This window comes from Streptococcus sp. E24BD, assembly GCF_041807825.1.
GTDB classification, from domain to species: domain Bacteria; phylum Bacillota; class Bacilli; order Lactobacillales; family Streptococcaceae; genus Streptococcus; species Streptococcus entericus.
This window is the reverse complement of the sequence record NZ_JBGTZB010000011.1, coordinates 1-18383: the sequence shown is the minus strand read 5'-3', so window position 1 is coordinate 18383 and position 18383 is coordinate 1. Positions and strand designations below refer to the sequence as shown.

Annotated in this window: 20 protein-coding genes; 19 read left to right on the top strand and 1 reads right to left on the bottom strand. The window is 41.7% G+C overall.

What is annotated here, in order from left to right; all coding sequences use genetic code 11:
- Positions 1–92: 92 nt before the first annotated feature.
- The 19 genes from ACERC5_RS04025 to ACERC5_RS03935 all read left to right on the top strand — a co-directional run bounded on the left by ACERC5_RS04025 (position 93) and on the right by ACERC5_RS03935 (position 17581).
- Positions 93–1313, top strand: a complete 1221-nt coding sequence (locus ACERC5_RS04025; protein ID WP_373658708.1) for a S1C family serine protease — start codon at positions 93–95, stop codon at positions 1311–1313.
- A gap of 65 nt (positions 1314–1378) precedes the next feature.
- A complete protein-coding gene (locus ACERC5_RS04020) occupies positions 1379–2158 on the top strand; it encodes a ParB/RepB/Spo0J family partition protein (protein ID WP_373660192.1) in 780 nt (259 codons plus the stop codon).
- Positions 2159–2342: 184 nt separating this feature from the next.
- Positions 2343–3692 (top strand): chromosomal replication initiator protein DnaA, encoded by a 1350-nt coding sequence (gene dnaA / locus ACERC5_RS04015; RefSeq protein WP_373660191.1) that lies wholly within the window; start codon positions 2343–2345, stop codon positions 3690–3692.
- Positions 3693–3846: 154 nt separating this feature from the next.
- The gene (gene dnaN / locus ACERC5_RS04010) at positions 3847–4983 is read left to right on the top strand and encodes a DNA polymerase III subunit beta (protein WP_373660190.1); all 1137 of its coding nucleotides are present in this window, start codon (positions 3847–3849) and stop codon (positions 4981–4983) included.
- Positions 4984–5017: 34 nt separating this feature from the next.
- Positions 5018–5173: a hypothetical protein gene (locus tag ACERC5_RS04005; RefSeq protein ID WP_373658712.1), complete on the top strand. Its 156-nt coding sequence runs from the start codon at positions 5018–5020 to the stop codon at positions 5171–5173.
- The gene (locus ACERC5_RS04000) at positions 5167–5901 is read left to right on the top strand and encodes a diacylglycerol kinase family protein (RefSeq protein ID WP_373660212.1); all 735 of its coding nucleotides are present in this window, start codon (positions 5167–5169) and stop codon (positions 5899–5901) included. The genes ACERC5_RS04005 and ACERC5_RS04000 overlap by 7 nt, the downstream gene beginning before the upstream one ends.
- Before the next feature lie 11 nt (positions 5902–5912).
- A complete protein-coding gene (locus ACERC5_RS03995; RefSeq protein WP_373658713.1) occupies positions 5913–6110 on the top strand; it encodes a DUF951 domain-containing protein in 198 nt (65 codons plus the stop codon).
- Positions 6111–6228: 118 nt separating this feature from the next.
- Positions 6229–6987 carry a type II CAAX prenyl endopeptidase Rce1 family protein gene (locus ACERC5_RS03990; RefSeq protein WP_373658714.1) on the top strand — a complete coding sequence of 253 codons (759 nt, stop codon included), beginning with the start codon at positions 6229–6231 and terminating at the stop codon, positions 6985–6987.
- Between the two features lies 1 nt (position 6988).
- Positions 6989–7342: a helix-turn-helix domain-containing protein gene (locus tag ACERC5_RS03985; protein ID WP_373658715.1), complete on the top strand. Its 354-nt coding sequence runs from the start codon at positions 6989–6991 to the stop codon at positions 7340–7342.
- A 104-nt stretch (positions 7343–7446) separates the two neighbouring features.
- A complete protein-coding gene (locus tag ACERC5_RS03980; protein ID WP_373658716.1) occupies positions 7447–7809 on the top strand; it encodes a helix-turn-helix domain-containing protein in 363 nt (120 codons plus the stop codon).
- A 251-nt stretch (positions 7810–8060) separates the two neighbouring features.
- The gene (locus tag ACERC5_RS03975) at positions 8061–8924 is read left to right on the top strand and encodes an ABC transporter ATP-binding protein (protein ID WP_373658717.1); all 864 of its coding nucleotides are present in this window, start codon (positions 8061–8063) and stop codon (positions 8922–8924) included.
- Complete coding sequence (locus ACERC5_RS03970; protein ID WP_373660189.1) at positions 8921–10087, top strand: hypothetical protein; 1167 nt, start codon at positions 8921–8923, stop codon at positions 10085–10087. The genes ACERC5_RS03975 and ACERC5_RS03970 overlap by 4 nt, the downstream gene beginning before the upstream one ends.
- Positions 10088–10186: 99 nt before the next feature.
- Positions 10187–10582, top strand: a complete 396-nt coding sequence (locus tag ACERC5_RS03965) for a helix-turn-helix domain-containing protein (RefSeq protein ID WP_373658719.1) — start codon at positions 10187–10189, stop codon at positions 10580–10582.
- 112 nt (positions 10583–10694) lie between these two features.
- Positions 10695–11069, top strand: coding sequence for a helix-turn-helix domain-containing protein (locus ACERC5_RS03960; protein ID WP_373660188.1), 375 nt, complete (start codon positions 10695–10697; stop codon positions 11067–11069).
- Between the two features lie 77 nt (positions 11070–11146).
- Positions 11147–12262 (top strand): redox-regulated ATPase YchF, encoded by a 1116-nt coding sequence (gene ychF, locus ACERC5_RS03955; protein ID WP_373658721.1) that lies wholly within the window; start codon positions 11147–11149, stop codon positions 12260–12262.
- A 164-nt stretch (positions 12263–12426) separates the two neighbouring features.
- Positions 12427–12966, top strand: a complete 540-nt coding sequence (locus ACERC5_RS03950) for a histidine phosphatase family protein (RefSeq protein WP_373658722.1) — start codon at positions 12427–12429, stop codon at positions 12964–12966.
- Between the two features lies 1 nt (position 12967).
- Positions 12968–13537, top strand: coding sequence for an aminoacyl-tRNA hydrolase (pth, locus tag ACERC5_RS03945; protein WP_373658723.1), 570 nt, complete (start codon positions 12968–12970; stop codon positions 13535–13537).
- Positions 13530–17039, top strand: a complete 3510-nt coding sequence (mfd, locus tag ACERC5_RS03940) for a transcription-repair coupling factor (RefSeq protein ID WP_373660187.1) — start codon at positions 13530–13532, stop codon at positions 17037–17039. Before pth ends, mfd begins: the two co-directional genes overlap by 8 nt.
- A gap of 137 nt (positions 17040–17176) precedes the next feature.
- Entirely contained in the window at positions 17177–17581 is a 405-nt protein-coding gene (locus ACERC5_RS03935) for a hypothetical protein (protein WP_373658725.1), read from the top strand.
- Here the strand turns inward: ACERC5_RS03935 and ACERC5_RS03930 are convergent.
- Positions 17578–17946: a hypothetical protein gene (locus tag ACERC5_RS03930; protein WP_373660186.1), complete on the bottom strand. Its 369-nt coding sequence runs from the start codon at positions 17944–17946 to the stop codon at positions 17578–17580. The genes ACERC5_RS03935 and ACERC5_RS03930 overlap by 4 nt on opposite strands.
- Between the last annotated feature and the right edge of the window lie 437 nt (positions 17947–18383).

Genomic DNA, 18383 nt, shown 5'->3' with positions numbered 1-18383 from the left:
ACAGACTGTGGAAACTTTATTTTTTAACTGTTTTAAGATATAATTAAGTCAAGGGGATTATATTATCCACAACATCAAAAGGAGAATAAACTATGACATCTAAGTTTTTTAAACGATTAATTATCTTAGTGCTGATGGTTTTATCAGGAATCATCGGCGGGCTATCAACCTACGCCCTAATCGGCTATTTACCTAATCATAACATTATCTCGCAAACAACGACCACCACAAATAGTAGTGAAAGTAAGGTAACCATTAACCAGACAGAAGTCAAAACAGCCACCACTGAAGCGGTCAAAACAATCCAAGATGCTGTTGTTTCTGTGGTTAACTACCAAACACAAGTTAGCCAAGAGGATTTATACAGTCGGATTTTTGGCAATAGCAGTGCCACAACTCAATCTGGAGAATTGGCCGTTCACAGTGAAGGGTCCGGAGCTATCTACAAAAAAGATGGCAAATTTGCCTACGTGGTGACAAACAACCATGTGGTTGAAGGGGCTGAAAAACTCGAAATTATCCTCTCAAACGGCACTCGACTGGAGGGAGAATTGGTCGGAGCTGATACTTATTCCGATTTAGCCGTCATCAAAATCTCATCTGACACCATCCAAACTGTCGCACAGTTTGCGGACTCTTCCACACTTACCCTGGGAGAACCTGCTATCGCTATCGGTAGTCCACTTGGCAGTGAATATGCCAATTCTGTCACAGAAGGCATCATTTCAGGATTGAGCCGAACAGTGACCTCAACCAACAATAAAGGACAGACCGTATCAATCAATGCCATCCAAACAGATGCCGCTATTAACCAAGGTAACTCTGGTGGTCCTCTTGTGAACATCAAAGGACAGATTATCGGGATTAACTCGGTCAAAATCACCTCATCACGCACCAACGTTGCTGTCGAAGGTATGGGCTTTGCCATTCCATCAAATGATGTTGTGTCCATTATCAGCCAACTTGAAACCAACGGTCAGGTCATTCGACCAGTTATCGGGATTACTATGGCAAATCTCACCGACGTCGCTGCCAATCTCTACGGTCAGTTGAATCTTCCAAACGACGTTACAAGTGGCATTGTCGTTGCTAGCGCTCAAGAAGGCATGCCTGCAGAGGGCAAACTTGAACCTTATGATGTCATCACAGCCATCAACGATGAGCCGATTCATTCTATCAGTGACCTTCAGAGCGTTCTTTATAAAAATAAACTCGGTGATACAATTACTGTAACCTTCTATCGAAAAAATGAAAAGAAAACAGTCAACATCACCTTGACAAAAACAACTCAAGATCTCTCTTCAACGCAATAATTGACAAGATTAAAAACTCACTTTACAATAAAGTAAAGTGAGTTTTATCATAGAAAGCAGGTCATATGGCAGAGCAACTGGTCAATCTTCCTATCAATAGCATTTCAAAAAATCCTTATCAACCACGCTTGAACTTTTCAGAACAAGAATTGGAAGAACTAGCCCAATCCATCAGAGAAAATGGCTTAATTCAGCCTATTATTGTCCGAAAATCACCTCTTGTTGGCTATAAATTGATTGCTGGTGAACGTCGTTTTAGGGCCTGCCAGTTAGCTGGGTTAACGCATATTCAAGCTATTGTGAAAGAGCTAACTGATGAAGAAAGCATGAAGCAAGCTATCATTGAAAATCTTCAGCGCTATGATCTTAATCCCATAGAAGAAGCCCTGTCCTATCAGCAATTGATTGATAAACTAGGTGTTACCCATGACGAGATTGCTAACACGTTAGGAAAATCTCGTCCTTATGTCTCAAATAGCCTGAGACTGCTTAACTTAACGGAACAGGCAAAAAAAGCTCTCATCACTAAGCGTATCAGCTCTGGGCATGCTAGACTGCTACTAAGCCTCCCTAAACAAAACCAAAATAATTGGCTTGAGGCGACCATTGCAAAGGATTGGACCGTGCGCCAACTCGAAAGGCAATTAAAAACAAGACCTGTTAAAGCATCAAAAAAATCAGATCCTTTTATCAAAGAACAAGAAATGCTTTTAAAACAACAACTGGGATTAAATTGTCAGTTCACTCTCAATCAAGCAGGCAAAGGCCATCTCAAAATTGAATTTTCTTCTTTTGATGATATCGACAATTTTATCAACAGGTTGACGATTGCTGTTGATAAGTAAATCTTAAAAACAGCCTTTTTCCACAAGTCATTCATCTTAAATAACCAGCTTATCAAATGAATTCACAACTTTTCCACAAGATGTGGAAAAGTTGTTTTAACAATGTGGAAGGAAACTAATATACTTGTGGAAAACTTTATTAAAATATGCTAAAATAGAAAAACAAGCAACCAAGGAGACACTAATGACTAAACAAGAACATCTCTTTTGGAATAAGATACTAGACTTATCAAAAAAAGAATTCACTGAAAAAACCTTTGAATATTTTATACTTGATTCTAAATTGATAAAGGTTCAGGATAAGACTGCTCAAATTCTTGTCCCAAAAGTCAAGCAAAATTTCTGGCAAACCAATATTGAATCAATTATTTTAACAGCTGGTTTTGAGGTTTATGATGATGAAATTAAGATTAACTACCTCACTGATGAGGACATCACAAACGATGAGTTTAGACAGGTTAGCTTAGCTCAACCAACAGTTGTTGAGGAGGTCTATCACTCACCTCAACAAGCCAATCTCAATCCAAAATACCGCTTTAATAATTTCATCCAAGGAAAAGGCAGTGCTTGGGCTTTTGCGGCTGCTCTAGCTGTTTCCAGTAACCCAGGAACAGTTTATAACCCCCTCTTTATCTGGGGCGGTCCTGGACTTGGAAAAACACACCTTCTGAATGCCATCGGCAATCAGGTATTGGAAGACAACCCGAGAGCAAAGGTGAAATACATCACCACTGAAGATTTTGTCAATGAATTTGTCAACCACATCAAATTATCCAGCATGGAAGAATTGAAAAATCAATTTCGAGAGCTGGATGTCCTTCTCATCGATGACATTCAATCCTTGGCCAAAAAAACAGGGACGCAGGAAGAATTTTTTAATACCTTCAATGCCCTTCACGCTAATAACAAGCAAATTGTGCTGACCAGTGACCGTGCGCCTGACCAGCTAAATGACTTGGAAGAACGTCTTGTGACGCGCTTCAGTTGGGGGTTAACACAGGACATTACACCTCCTGACTACGAAACACGTGTGGCTATCCTCCTTGATAAAATACAAGATTATGCCTTTGATTTTCCAACAGAAGCTATTGAATATCTCGCTAATCAATTTGATTCTAACGTGCGTGAGCTAGAAGGGGCTTTAAAAAATATTAGCCTTGTGGCTAATGCTAAAGGTGCAACAACCATTACCGTAGATTTAATTGCTGAAGCTCTTCGTGCCATTAAGCCGGATAAAATCAAAAAAACAGTCATCGCTATTGGTGATATTCAAGAACAAGTTGGGAAATTCTATGACATTGCTGTTAAAGATATAAAAGGAACTAAACGACAACAAAATATTGTCTTAGCTCGTCAAATTGCCATTTATCTGACCCGTGTCATGACAGACTACAGCTTACCAAAAATCGGAAAAGAATTCGGTGGACGAGACCATTCAACAGTCCTACATTCCTACAATAAAATCAAAGACATGATTGAACAAGATGTCAATCTGGAAATCGAAATCAATACCATCAAAAGTAAACTGACCTAGGCTGTGTAAAACTTTCTTTCTAAGTTACCCTTTTTCCACAAGTTATCCACAGTGCTTTTGCTTAGTTAATTCAATAAATAATTGTCTTTTCCCCATTATCAACAAGACCTACTACTATTACTAATTCTAATACTTATAAAATAAAGGAGATGCCATGCTACAATTTTCCATCAATAAAGCTTTTTTCCTACAAGCCTTAAATGCCACCAAGCGAGCTATTTCAAGTAAAAATGCTATCCCTATTTTGTCTACAATTAAAATTGAGGTTAAGAAAGATTATTTGACCCTAACAGGGTCAAATGGTCAAATTTCAATTGAGCATACCATTGCAAGTTCTCAAGAAGATGCAGGACTTTTAATTACGACACCAGGTGCCATCTTACTTGAAGCTAACTTTTTCATCAATGTTGTGTCAAGTCTGCCTGATGTCAGCCTCGAGGTCACTGAAATTGAACAAAAACAAGTTGTTATTCGTAGCGGTAAGTCTGAAATTATTCTAAAAGGTAAGGATGTTGACCTCTACCCTCGTCTGCAAGAAATTTCAACCAGCAACCCTCTCGTTTTTGAAACCAAAGTGTTACGTCAGTTGATTGCAGAAACAGCCTTCGCAGCTAGCACTCAAGAAAGTCGTCCGATTTTGACTGGTGTGCATCTGGTGTTATCTCATCATCAAGAGTTCAAGGCTGTCGCAACAGATTCTCACCGCTTGAGCCAACGTCAAATCAGCTTGGAAAAAGCCAGCGATAACTTTGATGTGGTTGTTCCTAGTCGTTCCTTAAGAGAATTCTCAGCAGTCTTTAATGATGAGGTTGAGACAGTTGAAGTCTTCTTCTCTAGCAGCCAGATGCTTTTTAGAACAGAAACTATTTCTTTTTACACGCGCCTGCTTGAGGGGAATTATCCCGATACCGACCGCCTCTTGACAAAGACTTTCGACACAGAAGTGGTCTTCACCACTAGCAAACTTCGTCAGGCTATGGAGCGTGCTCACCTCATGTCTAATGCGACTCAAAATGGGACAGTAAAACTTGAAATCACAGGTAAGGCTGTCGCTGCCCATGTTAATTCGCCAGAGGTTGGTCAGGTTCACGAGGAACTTGATACCGAGAGTATCTCAGGCAGTGAGTTGACCATCAGTTTCAACCCGACTTATTTGATTGATGCCCTCAAAGCCATCAAGAGTGAACAGGTCACTATTCGCTTTATCTCCCCTGTTCGTCCCTTTACCCTCACTCCTGCTGATGATAGTGAGAACTTTATCCAACTCGTGACGCCTGTGCGCACCAATTAAACAAAAGCTCCTCGTGGGCTTTTTTGGTAGATAGATGACAGTATATATTCTTTACAATCCCTCTTCTGGCAATGGCAGAGCTACTCAGCTGGTTGCTACCCTCAAGAAGACCTATCCAGAACTCTCCTATGCTTTATTTGCCACAGATAAGGCAAAACTGATGAGAAAAGACATGTCAAGACTATTCTGAGCCAATTTGAGCCGTCTAGGGACCGTTTCCTCATCATCGGTGGAGATGGGACCTTGTCCAAGTCTTTGAGTTACTGGCCAGCTGAGCTTCCCTTTGCCTACTTACCAGCAGGTTCTGGTAATGATTTTGCTCGTTCGCTAGGTGGTCTCACGATGGCACAGGTCATGAGGTCACTGCTCAACCATGCTCCCAAAGCCACCACTGTTCTAGCCAATGACCAGCAAGTGGTGGTGAACAGCCTAGACGCTACCTATGCTGCTCAGACTGTGGCTTTATCTGAGCAATCAGGACTTAAAAAGGGCTTGAACTGTTTTTCTATGGGCAAGTTAGCCTATATCTTACTAGGAATTAAAGCCCTCTTTGTCACTTGCCCTGTGTCTGTCCGTCTGACGGTTAACGGTCAACTTGTTGACCTTGATAATCTCTTTTTCTTCTCTGTGTCTAATAACACCTTTTTCGGTGGTGGGGTGACCATCTGGACGAGCAGCCATGTGACAAGAAAGGAAATGGTCTGTGTTTGGGCAAAGGATAGAGGGATTTTTGGCAATTTACTGACCTTGGTCCCCATTCTTTTGAAAGGTCACGAGAAAAGCAAACACCTCTCTCACTTAGTAGGGCAAGAGGTGGAGATAGAATTTGAAAAGCCTGAGCTTGTTCAGATTGACGGTGACTTGACAGAGTTGTCAAGTATTAATTTGATCTGTCAGACCAGGTGGATTTATAGTTAAAGGAGAATCAGATGTATCAATTAGGATCCCTTGTGGAAATGAAAAAGCCCCACGCCTGCACCGTCAAATCAACTGGTAAAAAAGCCAACAGCTGGGAGGTGGTGCGTGTAGGAGCTGACATCAAAATCAAATGCACCAACTGCGAGCACATTGTTATGATGAGCCGCCATGATTTTGAGCGGAAGATGAAGAAGGTACTACAGTTATAAAAGCTATAACTATGCGGTTTTTAGAGGATTATGCAATGGATAGTGGCGTAAGATGTTGCTAGTTTTTCAGCCGAAAATGGCTTATACTAGCCTTATCACGTTAAAAGGAGAATTACTCATGAAACACCATCCCTTATTACAATCGATAATGCTAACGGTCACTTTTTTATTAGGTTCTATAGGATTAGCATATTTTGATATTCCAAGTCCTTTAATTGATTTGCTGATGAATAGTTTTGCTGTTGTCCTTATTTACTTTTTTACCGTAATATTTGACAAAACAAGGTTATCAGTTTTAAAGATGACTTGGACCAAAAAATCAGCTAAGGGATTTTTAGTTTCTCTGATGCTAACAGCCCTTCCTGTTGTGACGAGTGCTGTGATAGCTCGACTAGTATTTCATGAAAAGCCTTTTTTAATTCGTGGAACAGTTAATGCTACTGCTATTATTTTTACCTTGATTATGTTCTTTGCTGAGGCTTTTATCAAACAAGGGTTTCCAGAAGAATTGATTTTTAGGGCTTATATATTAAATAGATTGAAAACTCGATATAGCCAATTAACTTCTATGATTTGGTCAGTCCTTCTCTTTACAGCTATTCATGCAATCCACCTGTTTAAGGAAGGTATTTGGATGGGTTTATTGGTCATGGGATATGCGTTTAGCTTTGCTTGTCTGGCTAGCTTACTAACCATTATATTTGATACGAGCTGGGCAGCAGTTGCTGTTCATGGGGGTATTCATTGGTGGACAGCTGTTATGCTGCTATTTGGTGTTTCTGAAAGTCCAGCAACAATAGCTATGCAGAGCACCTTTTTATTGATGCTATCCTTGTATCTCTTTTACCAATTTAAACCTAATATTGTTGGAGGTTGATGTGATTAAATTACCTGAACAACTCAAACAGCTAAGAGCCAGTCATCACCTGTCTCAAGATGATTTGGCAAAGGAATTATTTGTCTCTCGTCAAACGATTTCTAAATGGGAAAACGGGGAATCAACTCCTGATTTAAATAGTCTAGTAACACTGGCCAATCGGTTTGAGGTGAGTTTAGATGAGCTGATTATTGGAAAGTCATCATCATCAAAGCGTATCATTGAACGTATTATCGAAAAAGAAGCTCCTTCCCAAATCACTTTCTATCATTTCGTCAGTGATCCTAAAAATCGTTGGTTAGTGATTTCAATCTTAATTTTACTCTTTATTGCTATTATGAATTTTGGTACATAAACACTATATTTGTCTCTGTCAACTGCTGGTTGACACCTTAAAATATTTGCTTGCCAATTATTTTTGGGCTATACTAGACTTATCAAGAATACAGGAGAGTTTCTATGACCATATTTTCAGAGCAGTTAAAACAGGCAAGAAAGGCTAAGAACTTATCACAAGAGGACTTGGGAAATCAACTGTTCTTGTCACGGCAGTCTATTTCCAAATGGGAGAAGGGAGACGCAACACCTGATCTTGACAATCTTGTCAAGTTGGCGTCAATCTTAGACCTGAGTCTGGATGAGCTGGTGCTTGGTAAGGCACCTGAAGTCAAGATTGAGCGAATTGTCGAAAAATCTGCTTCTACTTGGACAGTTAAAAAGGTTATCATACTTTATTGGATTATCATTGGTAATCTCTTACTGACTCTACTGCTTTATATTCTTTTAGCGATATTTAAAATTATCCCTTCGACATACTACTAAGTTATCCCCTGAGCTCATGCAGTTCAGGTATTTTTTTATGGTCTAAAAAAGGTCTGCACCTGCTCAAACTCAGTGTTGTCAAGGGTTGCAACCAGATGGAAAACCTTTAGTTGACAGCAAAAGTGCTGGAATGTTTAGCACTACTAGGCTATACTGGGAGCAGAAAGAGCAAGGAGGGTTAGAGGATGACTGCTACTTAATTGACAAACAAATAATGTTTGAGACACAGCACATCAATTTAGGAGGTTCTTATGCAACTTGATTTACATCAGATTTCTAAGCGGTATGGTTCTAAAATCGTCCTTGACCAGATTTCTGCTCAGCTGACCCCTGGCCTCTATGGACTTCTGGGGGCTAACGGAACTGGTAAGACTACCCTGCTTAACCTGCTCTGCCATTTCACCAACCCCGACAGCGGAACCATCGAGCTGGACGGTAAGCGTGAGGCTAGCTACTTTTATGAGCAGGTAGGTTTTCTGCCCCAGCACTTTAGCTATTATGGAAACTTTACAGGTCTGGACTTTCTACTCTACATAGCAACCTTAAAAGGCATGCCTAAAAAACAGGCCAAAAAAGAGGCTGACCACTTGCTGCGACTGGTTGGGCTTTACGATGTCCGTCGCAAGCGGATTGCGACCTACTCTGGCGGCATGAAGCAGCGGCTAGGCATCGCTCAAGCTCTACTCAATGATCCGAAAATTCTGATTTTGGATGAGCCGACGGTGGGGCTCGATCCCAAGGAGCGGGTTAAGTTTCGCAACATTATCAGCGACCTGTCCGCCCACAAAATCATCATTTTATCCACCCACATCGTCTCCGATGTGGAGGCCATCGCCAAGGAGATTATCATTTTGAAAAATGGGCAATTTCTTCAGCAGGGCAGTAGCCAAGAGTTGCTTGCGACCATGATTGGTAAGGTCTGGGAGTTTCCTGTGCCTGACGGTTCACATCTGCCAAGCGGTGACCACCTTGCCGTGATCAATGAGAAAGTGACTTCATCTGGCCGAGTGTTCCGTGTGGTCAGCGATGATCGACCAAGCCAGCAAGCTCAGCTTGTTCAACCAACCTTGGAAGACCTCTACATTTACCACTTTAGAGAGGAGCAAGTCTCATGAGAACTATCTTATCCTTTGAATTGACCAAATTACTCCGTAAAAAATCAGCTCTAGGAGCAGTAACGGTTGCCCTACTAGCCTTACTTGGCTTGTTTTATATGCATTTCTTCTGGAGTCATATTAGTAATGGTTACCACGGTGCTATCGTAAAAGGTAAGGCAGCCGTTGCTATCAATCGGCAGATTGCCGAAGAGCATAGTGGCTATTTATCTGACGATTTAATCAGCTCCATCCTCAATGATTACGCCAAAAATCAACCTGACCTCAAGAAAAAAGGTGTTTACAGCGTGGTTTCTCATTACGCCATCAATACCCTAGTTCCAGAACCAACGGAGATGCTGATTGCCATCAACCAGAGTGATGAGGTGCTCCAATTTGATAACATCAAACTGAAATCTCAGGAAGAGCTAGGATCGCATTTCCCACTTGGGGACTTGAAGCTGGGAAATTTCGCCCCTTGGAACCAACTCTTTCTAGTCAGTAACAGTGCCTATATCCTTGTCTTGCTTTTGTCTGTCTACCTATCTGCCCCTCTCTTTTCTGGTGATACTGCTAAGCAGATGAATCCGCTTCTTTTGACGACCAAGTACGGTCGTAATAAATTGACAGTGGCTAAATTGACAGCTAGTTTAGTGATTAGTACCAGTTTGTTTGTTGCCTTTTATGCCATTATTTTAGCGGTCTTTGCTTGGTATTTTGGGTTCAGCGGCTGGGATACTAGTGTCCAGCTCAACCTTGACTGGATTACGCCTTTTGAAAACATCATGGCCTTTCCAGAGAAATTGACACTTCTGTCAACCTTTGTCAACCTAGTTATTTTTCAGTTTATCGGTCTTATCTTCATCACAGCTGTCAATGCCTTTATCTCCAGCAAAACCAATTCTCCCTTGACAACCTTTGCGGTGTCTGCTGGTGCGATTTTTGTACCAAGTTTTCTCCTACAAGTCTTTCAAGGTGGGCTTATTCATAAATTGTTGACCATTGTCTCTGTATCAACCTCTAATACAGCAGGTTTGATGTTACAGTTGTCTCATAAAGGATCTCAAGGCTTTTTCTTGGATAGCTTTTGGTTAAATGGCTTTAGTATTTTGGTCATTAGATTGTTATTAGTGTTTGGACTAGTCCTGTGGACTTATAGAAACTTTAAAAAATCAAGTCATTAAGGACTTGCCACCTTTTGTTGCGTTCTTTCAAGCTATCTGTTTCTTGTTTGCTCAAAGAAATTTGGCTATAATGGGTGTAAAGAAAGCGAGGTTGACGGTATGAATAAATTTCCAGAGCAATTAAAAACACTCCGCACCCAAAAAAGCTGGTCTCAAGATGACCTAGCCAATCAACTCCATCTTTCTCGTCAAGCCATCTCACGATGGGAAAACGGCGAAACCTCACCTGACCTTGACACCCTTGTCAAGTTAGCGTCAATCTTTGAGGTGACCCTTGACGAGCTGGTGACGGGTGTGAAGCCAGTCAATTTTAATGACAAAGTAGAAGAAGATGATGATGAAAATCTTCAACTTTTGAAGGGGAGAGAATTTGTTCTAAATCCTGAGACAGGAAAATATGAAAAAAGAGATGGACTATCTATTTTACTGGATTTATTCTCAGAATATTGGTGGATTTTGCTAGCTGTGATTCCTTGGTTGATTTCCTTTTTCTAAGTTGATAGAAACGTAACTATTGCCACCTTTTGTTGCGGTCTTCCCTGAACTGTTTCTAGGCTGCTCGGGGATTTTTTGATAGAATAAAGGTAAAGAAAGCGAGGTAACTCTGATGAACAAATTTGCAGAGCAATTAAAAGATTTCCGTCATCAAAAAGGTCTATCGCAAGATGACTTAGCTAATCAACTCCATCTTTCGCGTCAAGCCATCTCACGATGGGAAAACGGTGAAACGGCACCTGACCTTGACACCCTTGTAAAGCTATCGTCAATCTTTGAAGTGACTCTAGATGAGCTGGCGACAGGAATCAAACCTGAGCCAGTTATTGTTGAGAAAGTGGTTGAAGTTGAAAAAGAATTTAAAATTCCAGCTGAGTTTCACCAACATCAAGGCTATGGTAAAATGAATGTCTGGGATTTCTTAGCAGATTATTGGTGGGTTATTATACCTATCCTAGGTTATATCGGATGGATATTAGGAAAATAAGCTTGCACCGAGCAAGCTTTTTTGTTGATTTTCTGCTATAATAGTCATGATTGAATTTTTAGATGGAGAAAAAAATTATGGCTTTAACAGCAGGTATCGTCGGTTTGCCAAACGTGGGCAAATCAACCCTTTTCAACGCAATTACCAAAGCTGGTGCGGAGGCGGCTAACTACCCCTTTGCGACCATTGATCCAAACGTCGGCATGGTGGAGGTGCCAGATGAGCGTCTGCAAAAGTTGACCGACCTGATCACACCGAAAAAGACAGTACCGACGACCTTCGAGTTCACCGACATTGCAGGTATCGTGAAAGGCGCTTCTCGTGGGGAGGGGCTGGGCAATAAATTCCTGGCCAACATCCGTGAAGTGGACGCTATTGTCCATGTGGTGCGTGCTTTTGATGATGAAAATGTCATGCGCGAGCAAGGCCGTGAAGACGCCTTTGTCGATCCGATTGCGGATATTGAAACCATCAATTTGGAGCTTATTTTAGCTGACCTTGAAAGTGTCAATAAACGCTATGCGCGTGTAGAGAAGATGGCGCGTACCCAAAAAGACAAGGATTCCGTTGCGGAGTTCACTATCTTGCAAAAAATCAAGCCTGTCCTTGAAGACGGGAAGTCAGCTCGGACGGTTGATTTCACTGATGACGAGCAAAAGATTGTCAAGCAGCTCTTCCTCTTGACCACCAAGCCTATCCTCTATGTGGCCAATGTCGATGAGGACAAGGTCGCAGCCCCTGACAATATCGGCTATGTCCAGCAAATTCGTGACTTTGCAGCGACGGAAAATGCGGAAGTGGTAGTGATTTCAGCCCGTGCCGAAGAAGAAATTTCTGAACTGGAAGATGAAGATAAGACAGAGTTCTTAGAAGCCATCGGCTTGACTGAGTCAGGTGTAGATAAGTTGACCCGTGCTGCCTATCACTTATTAGGGCTTGGCACCTACTTTACTGCTGGTGAAAAAGAGGTGCGTGCTTGGACTTTCAAGCGGGGGATTAAGGCGCCACAAGCAGCTGGTATCATTCACTCCGACTTTGAAAAAGGCTTTATCCGTGCGGTGACCATGAGTTACGACGATCTCATGCACTATGGTAGCGAGAAGGCAGTCAAAGAAGCTGGTCGCCTGCGTGAAGAAGGCAAGGAATACATTGTCCAAGATGGTGACATCATGGAGTTTAGATTTAACGTCTAGCATTTTTCTTAGAGCTATTAGGTGTTAAGTTGTTTTGATAAACCACGCGTTTAATGACTAAGGCTTGCCTACTTATCTTTCAAGAAAAAGATAGACATTTGATGCTTAAATCGGCTGGAACCTTTTTCCAGCCCTTTTGGTGTTTAGATATTGAGGTAAAAAAGATGACAGTTATTCTTATGAGGCACGGACAAGATGAGCAAGGCTATCGTGGTGGCTGGAGTTCGCAAGGATTGACAGCACTAGGAAGAGAGCAGGTTGCTAAAACTGCTGAATCTCTCACTCAGTTGATGATTGACCAGATGATTTCTAGTGATTTGCTACGTGCCCTAGAGACTGCTGACATCATTGCAAAAAAGTGCCAACTATCATTTTCAGTTGATAGTGACTTGAGAGAAATCAATAATGGTGACCTATCAGGATTAGACAATCAGCTGGCAGAAAAATGGTACCCAGGTCTCTATTACAATACCCTTTCCTATCAAGAAGCCTATCCAAATGGGGAAAGCCCAGCAGATTTTTTCAAGAGAGTTTCTCGTTTTTACGATAAACTAAAAACAATGGATCAAACAGTTCTAATTATTACTCATGGTGGGGTTATCAATGCCCTTTACTGCTTCAATAAACAAATTCCACACACCAATAAGTACCAAGAGATTAGCTTGGAACATGGTGAATACTTAATTATAGAAATAGGAGACTAGCATGGTAAAACTCATCGTTGGGTTGGGTAATGTCGGCAGCAAGTATGACCAGACCCGCCACAATGTCGGCTTCATGGCCATTGACAGACTTGTCAAGGACCTTGACGCCACCTTTACAGAAGATAAAACCTTCAAAGCCTATATCGCTAAAAGTGTTATCAATGGTCAAAAGGTCTACTTTGTCAAGCCGACCACTTATATGAACAACAGTGGCCTTGCCGTTCGAGCCATTCTGGCCTTCTACAACATTGACCTCAAGGATTTGATTGTCATCTATGACGACCTTGACATGGAAGTGGGCAAGATTCGCTTCCGCCAAAAAGGATCAGCTGGCGGTCACAATGGTATCAAGTCAATCATTGCTCATATCGGTAGTCAAGAATTTGACCGTATCAAAATTGGTATCGGCCGTCCAAAACCGAATGTCGCAGTGGTCAATCATGTTTTGACAAGATTTGACCAAGACGATTACATCACCATTCTAAATACCTTGGATAAGGTTGACAGTGCTGTCAAATTCTATTTGCAAACCAAGGACTTTGAAAAGACAATGCAGCAGTACAATGGATAAGATGACTTTAATTGACCTGATTGGTCAAAGTAAACCCTTAAAAGAGTGGGCATCCAGCCTTTCTAGCAGAAATCGTCAGCTTGTCATGGGCTTATCAGGGTCAAGTAAGAGCTTGGCTATTGCCTTTGCCTATGAACAGACAAGAGGTAAATTGGTTCTGGTGACCTCTAGTCAGAATGACGCTGAAAAAATAGCAGATGAGTTAGCCAGCCTTATTGGTGAGGAGCATGTCTTCACCTTTTTTGCAGATGATATGCCAGCAGCTGAGTTTATCTTTGCCTCAAAAGACCGGACCCAGTCTCGCTTGACGAGTTTGAACTTTTTGTTAAATCCGTCAGCGACAGGTATTTTAGTGACAACTCTGATTGGCACCAGACTTCATCTGCCAAGCCCTCAACAGTATGAGTCAGCTCAGTTGTCGCTAACGCTTGGTCAGGAGGTAGACCTTGACACGTTTGTCAAGAAATTGTCAACTATGGGTTATACCAAGGTGTCACAAGTCTCCAACCAAGGAGAGTTTGCTAAACGTGGAGATATTTTAGACATTTATGGGTTGACAGATGATCAGGCCTATCGTCTAGAGTTCTTTGGCGATGAGCTGGATAGGATTAGATACTTGGATATTGACAGTCAGAAATCTCTAGATAATCTCGAGCAAGTTGTTATCACTCCAGCAGATACTCTACTTTTTGATGAGCAGGATCGCTTGCGATTGGTGGAGGTTTTGCAGTCAGCTGTCCAGAAGGCTTCTGATGAAGCGCTACCCTACCTCAGTGACCTCTTGTCAACGACAGAGGCTGGTTATCGGCATCGTGATCTTGGAAAATGGCTGTCGCTGCTCTACGAACATCCCCATACCTTGATGGATTACTTGCCGACTGGAACACCCGTTTTCTTTGATGATTTTCAAAAAATCGTTGACCGACATGCTCGCTTTGAATTAGAAGCCGCCAATCTCTTGACAGATGATTTACAACATGGTAAATCTCTGTCAACCTTATCTTACTTTGCCGATAGCTACGCACAGTTGAGAAAATACGAACCTGCTACCTTCTTTTCAACCTTCCATAAGGGCTTGGGCAATATCAAATTCGATCAGTTGTACAATTTTACCCAATACCCCATGCAGGAGTTTTTCAATCAGTTTCCTCTCTTGATTGATGAAATTGCGCGTTATCAAAAACAAGGGTCAACGGTTGTCTTGCAAGCAACAACAGAATCTAGCCTAGAAAAGTTAATAAAAAGTTTACAAGATTATCAATTTGATTTACAATACTGTCAATCTGACAAGCTTTTAAAAGGTCAGGTGCAAGCCACTATTGGTCAACTAACTAGCGGCTTCTATTTTGCAGATGAGCGTTTAGTGGTCATCACTGAACGAGAAATTTTTCATAAAAAAATCAAGCGTCGTCCGCGTCGTCAGAACATCTCTAACGCTGAACGAATCAAAGATTACAGTGAGTTGTCAACAGGTGATTATGTGGTTCACCAGGTTCATGGTGTTGGTCGTTTTTTAGGGATTGAGACCATCAAGGTATCGGGAATTCATCGGGATTATTTAACCATTGAGTATCAACATGCTGACCGGATTTCCATTCCCATTGATCAGATTGACAGCTTGTCCAAGTACGTCGCTAGTGACGGCAAAGTTCCTAAAATCAATAAACTCAATGATGGTCGTTTCCAAAAGGCTAAGCAAAAAGTGTCCAAGCAGGTGGAAGACATTGCTGATGACTTGCTGAAACTTTATGCCGAACGTAGCCAGCTCAAGGGCTTTGCCTTTGCTCCAGATGATGACCAGCAGCGGGAGTTTGATGATGATTTTGCTCATGCTGAAACAGATGATCAGTTACGCTCCATCAAGGAAATCAAGGCTGATATGGAAAAAGATAAGCCCATGGATCGGCTTTTGGTCGGTGATGTCGGCTTTGGTAAGACTGAAGTTGCCATGCGAGCAGCCTTTAAGGCTGTTAACAGTGGCAAGCAGGTAGCTGTTCTCGTGCCGACAACTGTCCTTGCCCAACAGCACTATGACAACTTCCGTGAGCGGTTCGACAATTTTGCTGTTAATGTGGATGTTCTGAGTCGGTTCAGAAGTAAGACTGAACAAATTGACACTCTTGACAAGTTACGTAAAGGTCAAGTTGACATTATTATCGGCACCCATCGTTTCCTATCAAAAGACGTTGACTTCCTAGACTTGGGTCTTTTGGTCATTGATGAAGAGCAGCGCTTTGGTGTCAAGCATAAGGAACGGTTAAAAGAGTTGAAAAGTAAGGTGGATGTGTTGACCTTGACAGCGACACCGATTCCTAGAACCCTTCACATGTCCATGCTTGGTATCCGTGATTTATCGGTGATTGAGACACCACCAACCAATCGCTACCCTGTTCAAACCTATGTGATGGAGACTAATCCTGGCATGATCCGCGAAGCGATTCTTCGGGAAATGGACAGGGGTGGACAGGTCTTCTACGTTTACAATAGAGTTGACACGATTGACAAGAAAGTGTCAGACCTCAAAGACCTGGTGCCAGAGGCAAGCATTAGCTTTGTCCATGGTCAGATGACAGAGATACAACTAGAAAATACCCTGTTGGACTTTATCGCTGGGACTTATGATGTTTTAGTGGCTACGACTATCATTGAAATTGGGGTTGATATTTCTAACGTTAATACCCTCTTTATCGAGGATGCTGACAAGATGGGTCTGTCAACCTTGTATCAACTTCGAGGTCGGGTTGGCCGTAGCAATCGCATCGCCTACGCCTACCTTATGTACCGACCTGACAAGGTCTTGACAGAGGTTTCCGAGAAGCGTTTGGAGGCGATTAAGGGCTTCACAGAACTAGGATCTGGTTTTAAGATTGCCATGAGGGATTTGTCCATTCGTGGGGCGGGTAATATCCTTGGGGCATCACAGTCTGGCTTTATTGACTCAGTTGGCTTTGAGCTTTACAGTCAATTGCTTGAGGAAGCTATTGCCAAAAAGCAAGGCAAGTCAACTGCCAGAGAGAAAGGCAATGCTGAGCTCAACCTCCAAATGGATGCCTACTTGCCATCTGATTACATCACTGATGAGCGACAGAAAATTGCTATTTATAAGCGGATTCGTGAAATCAATAGCCGAGCAGATTATCAGGACTTGCAAGATGAGCTGATTGACCGCTTTGGAGAGTACCCAGACCAGGTAGCCTATCTGATTGAGATTGGTCTGGTCAAGGCTTGTCTGGATGCTGCCTTTGTTGAAAGGGTTGATCGACAGGGGGACCAGCTCAAGGTTGTCTTTGAAAAAGCTTCACTCAAATACTTCCTCACTCAAGATTATTTTGAAGCCCTGTCAGTCACAACACTTAAGGCAACCATTGGTGAGCATGATGGCAAAATCGAGATTGTCTTTAACATCAGACAACTCAAGGATCACCAAATCCTCGGCGAATTAGTCGCTTTTGGTGACCAGCTAGTATTGATTCGGGCAAGGAAAGCTGAGAAAACGAACTGATGATAAATCCCTATACCCCATCATTTACTTCATTTGAACTGAATAACACCCAACTAGCACTTCATCGGACATTTTTAGGGCTCTATGCTGATTCCCAGTAAAAACTAACCGTATCTACTATTTGTCAAGCAACTCCCTTGTCACGGTCTAGTTTCTATAACTATTGTGACCATGTTGAGCAGCTGAAGGTTGAAGTTGAAGATAGGATAGTGCTTGAGTTGATGCAGGGAACGGGTCCCTTGATTAAGCTAGATGATTTGGCATTTGTTGCAGTGACGATTGATTTTGTGACCAAACACCGTGAGTTTTTTGAAGCTTCCTTGATCAAAAGACCCAACCCAGCCTTTATTGACAAGTGGAAACAAGCTATCAAATACCATTTTTATCCGAAATTAGCCATCAGCCACCCCAAAACAGTTGACATCACCTTGGAAATACTAGCATCTGCTGTTGTGTCAACCTTGACTTATCTCCTAAAAAAGCCGACCACGCCTCTCAGTATTGAGGAACTTGGTCAGCTAATTTTTAAAGTGATTGATTAAATTGTTTTGATGGGTTTACCTGTTTGCTGATAGAGCCATTTAAAGATAAAAGCAGGCAGAATAAAGCTGGCGTATTCACCCATCACTCTCCATAATCCCCAACCAAATTTGAGTGAAGAGCCAGGATAGAGCACTAAATCAGCATTATGGAAAGGAAAATCCAGTAGCCAGTGAGAAAAAGCTACTAAAGTAGTTGACAGGCCAATAGTATTATCTTTTCGATAGAAAAAATAGGCTAAGCTACCTGCGACTAAGGAACAAACGATTCCCATTAAGAGCGAGTGATCCCAGTCAATTTGGGTTAAATCAAAGTATAGGTAAGGTTTTGTTTCCAAAATAGGATCTACCCTTGAGATACCTAACATGATGCTAATCCCATTAACAATATCAATGGCTCCTGTTGCCAAAAAAAATCGGCATAACAGGCAATTCAGGTTTTTTAGCCTTAACAGTAGTTGCTAGAGCATAGTGTCCCAAATACATCGTGTATCCTCATTTCGTTTTGATGGACTTAGTTTAATCTTTTTAGAGGAGATTGTGTAGGACACTTTTTTAAAAAGTGTCCGGACATCAATATCGAAGTAAACTTGACAAACCTGGGAGTTTTTATAGCAAACTTGGATGACTCAAAAAAGAAATGGGGTTACTACAGCAAGAGTTGGCATAGAAAATCGATCATCACTCACCTTCAAGTTGTTTGATTAATTTTTTCACTTTTGTAATGATATTCTTTTTCCCTTTAAAAGCATTTCCGGAAGCGAGTTTTTGGACAAGATTCCACTCTTCGTTAGTAAGTAATTTT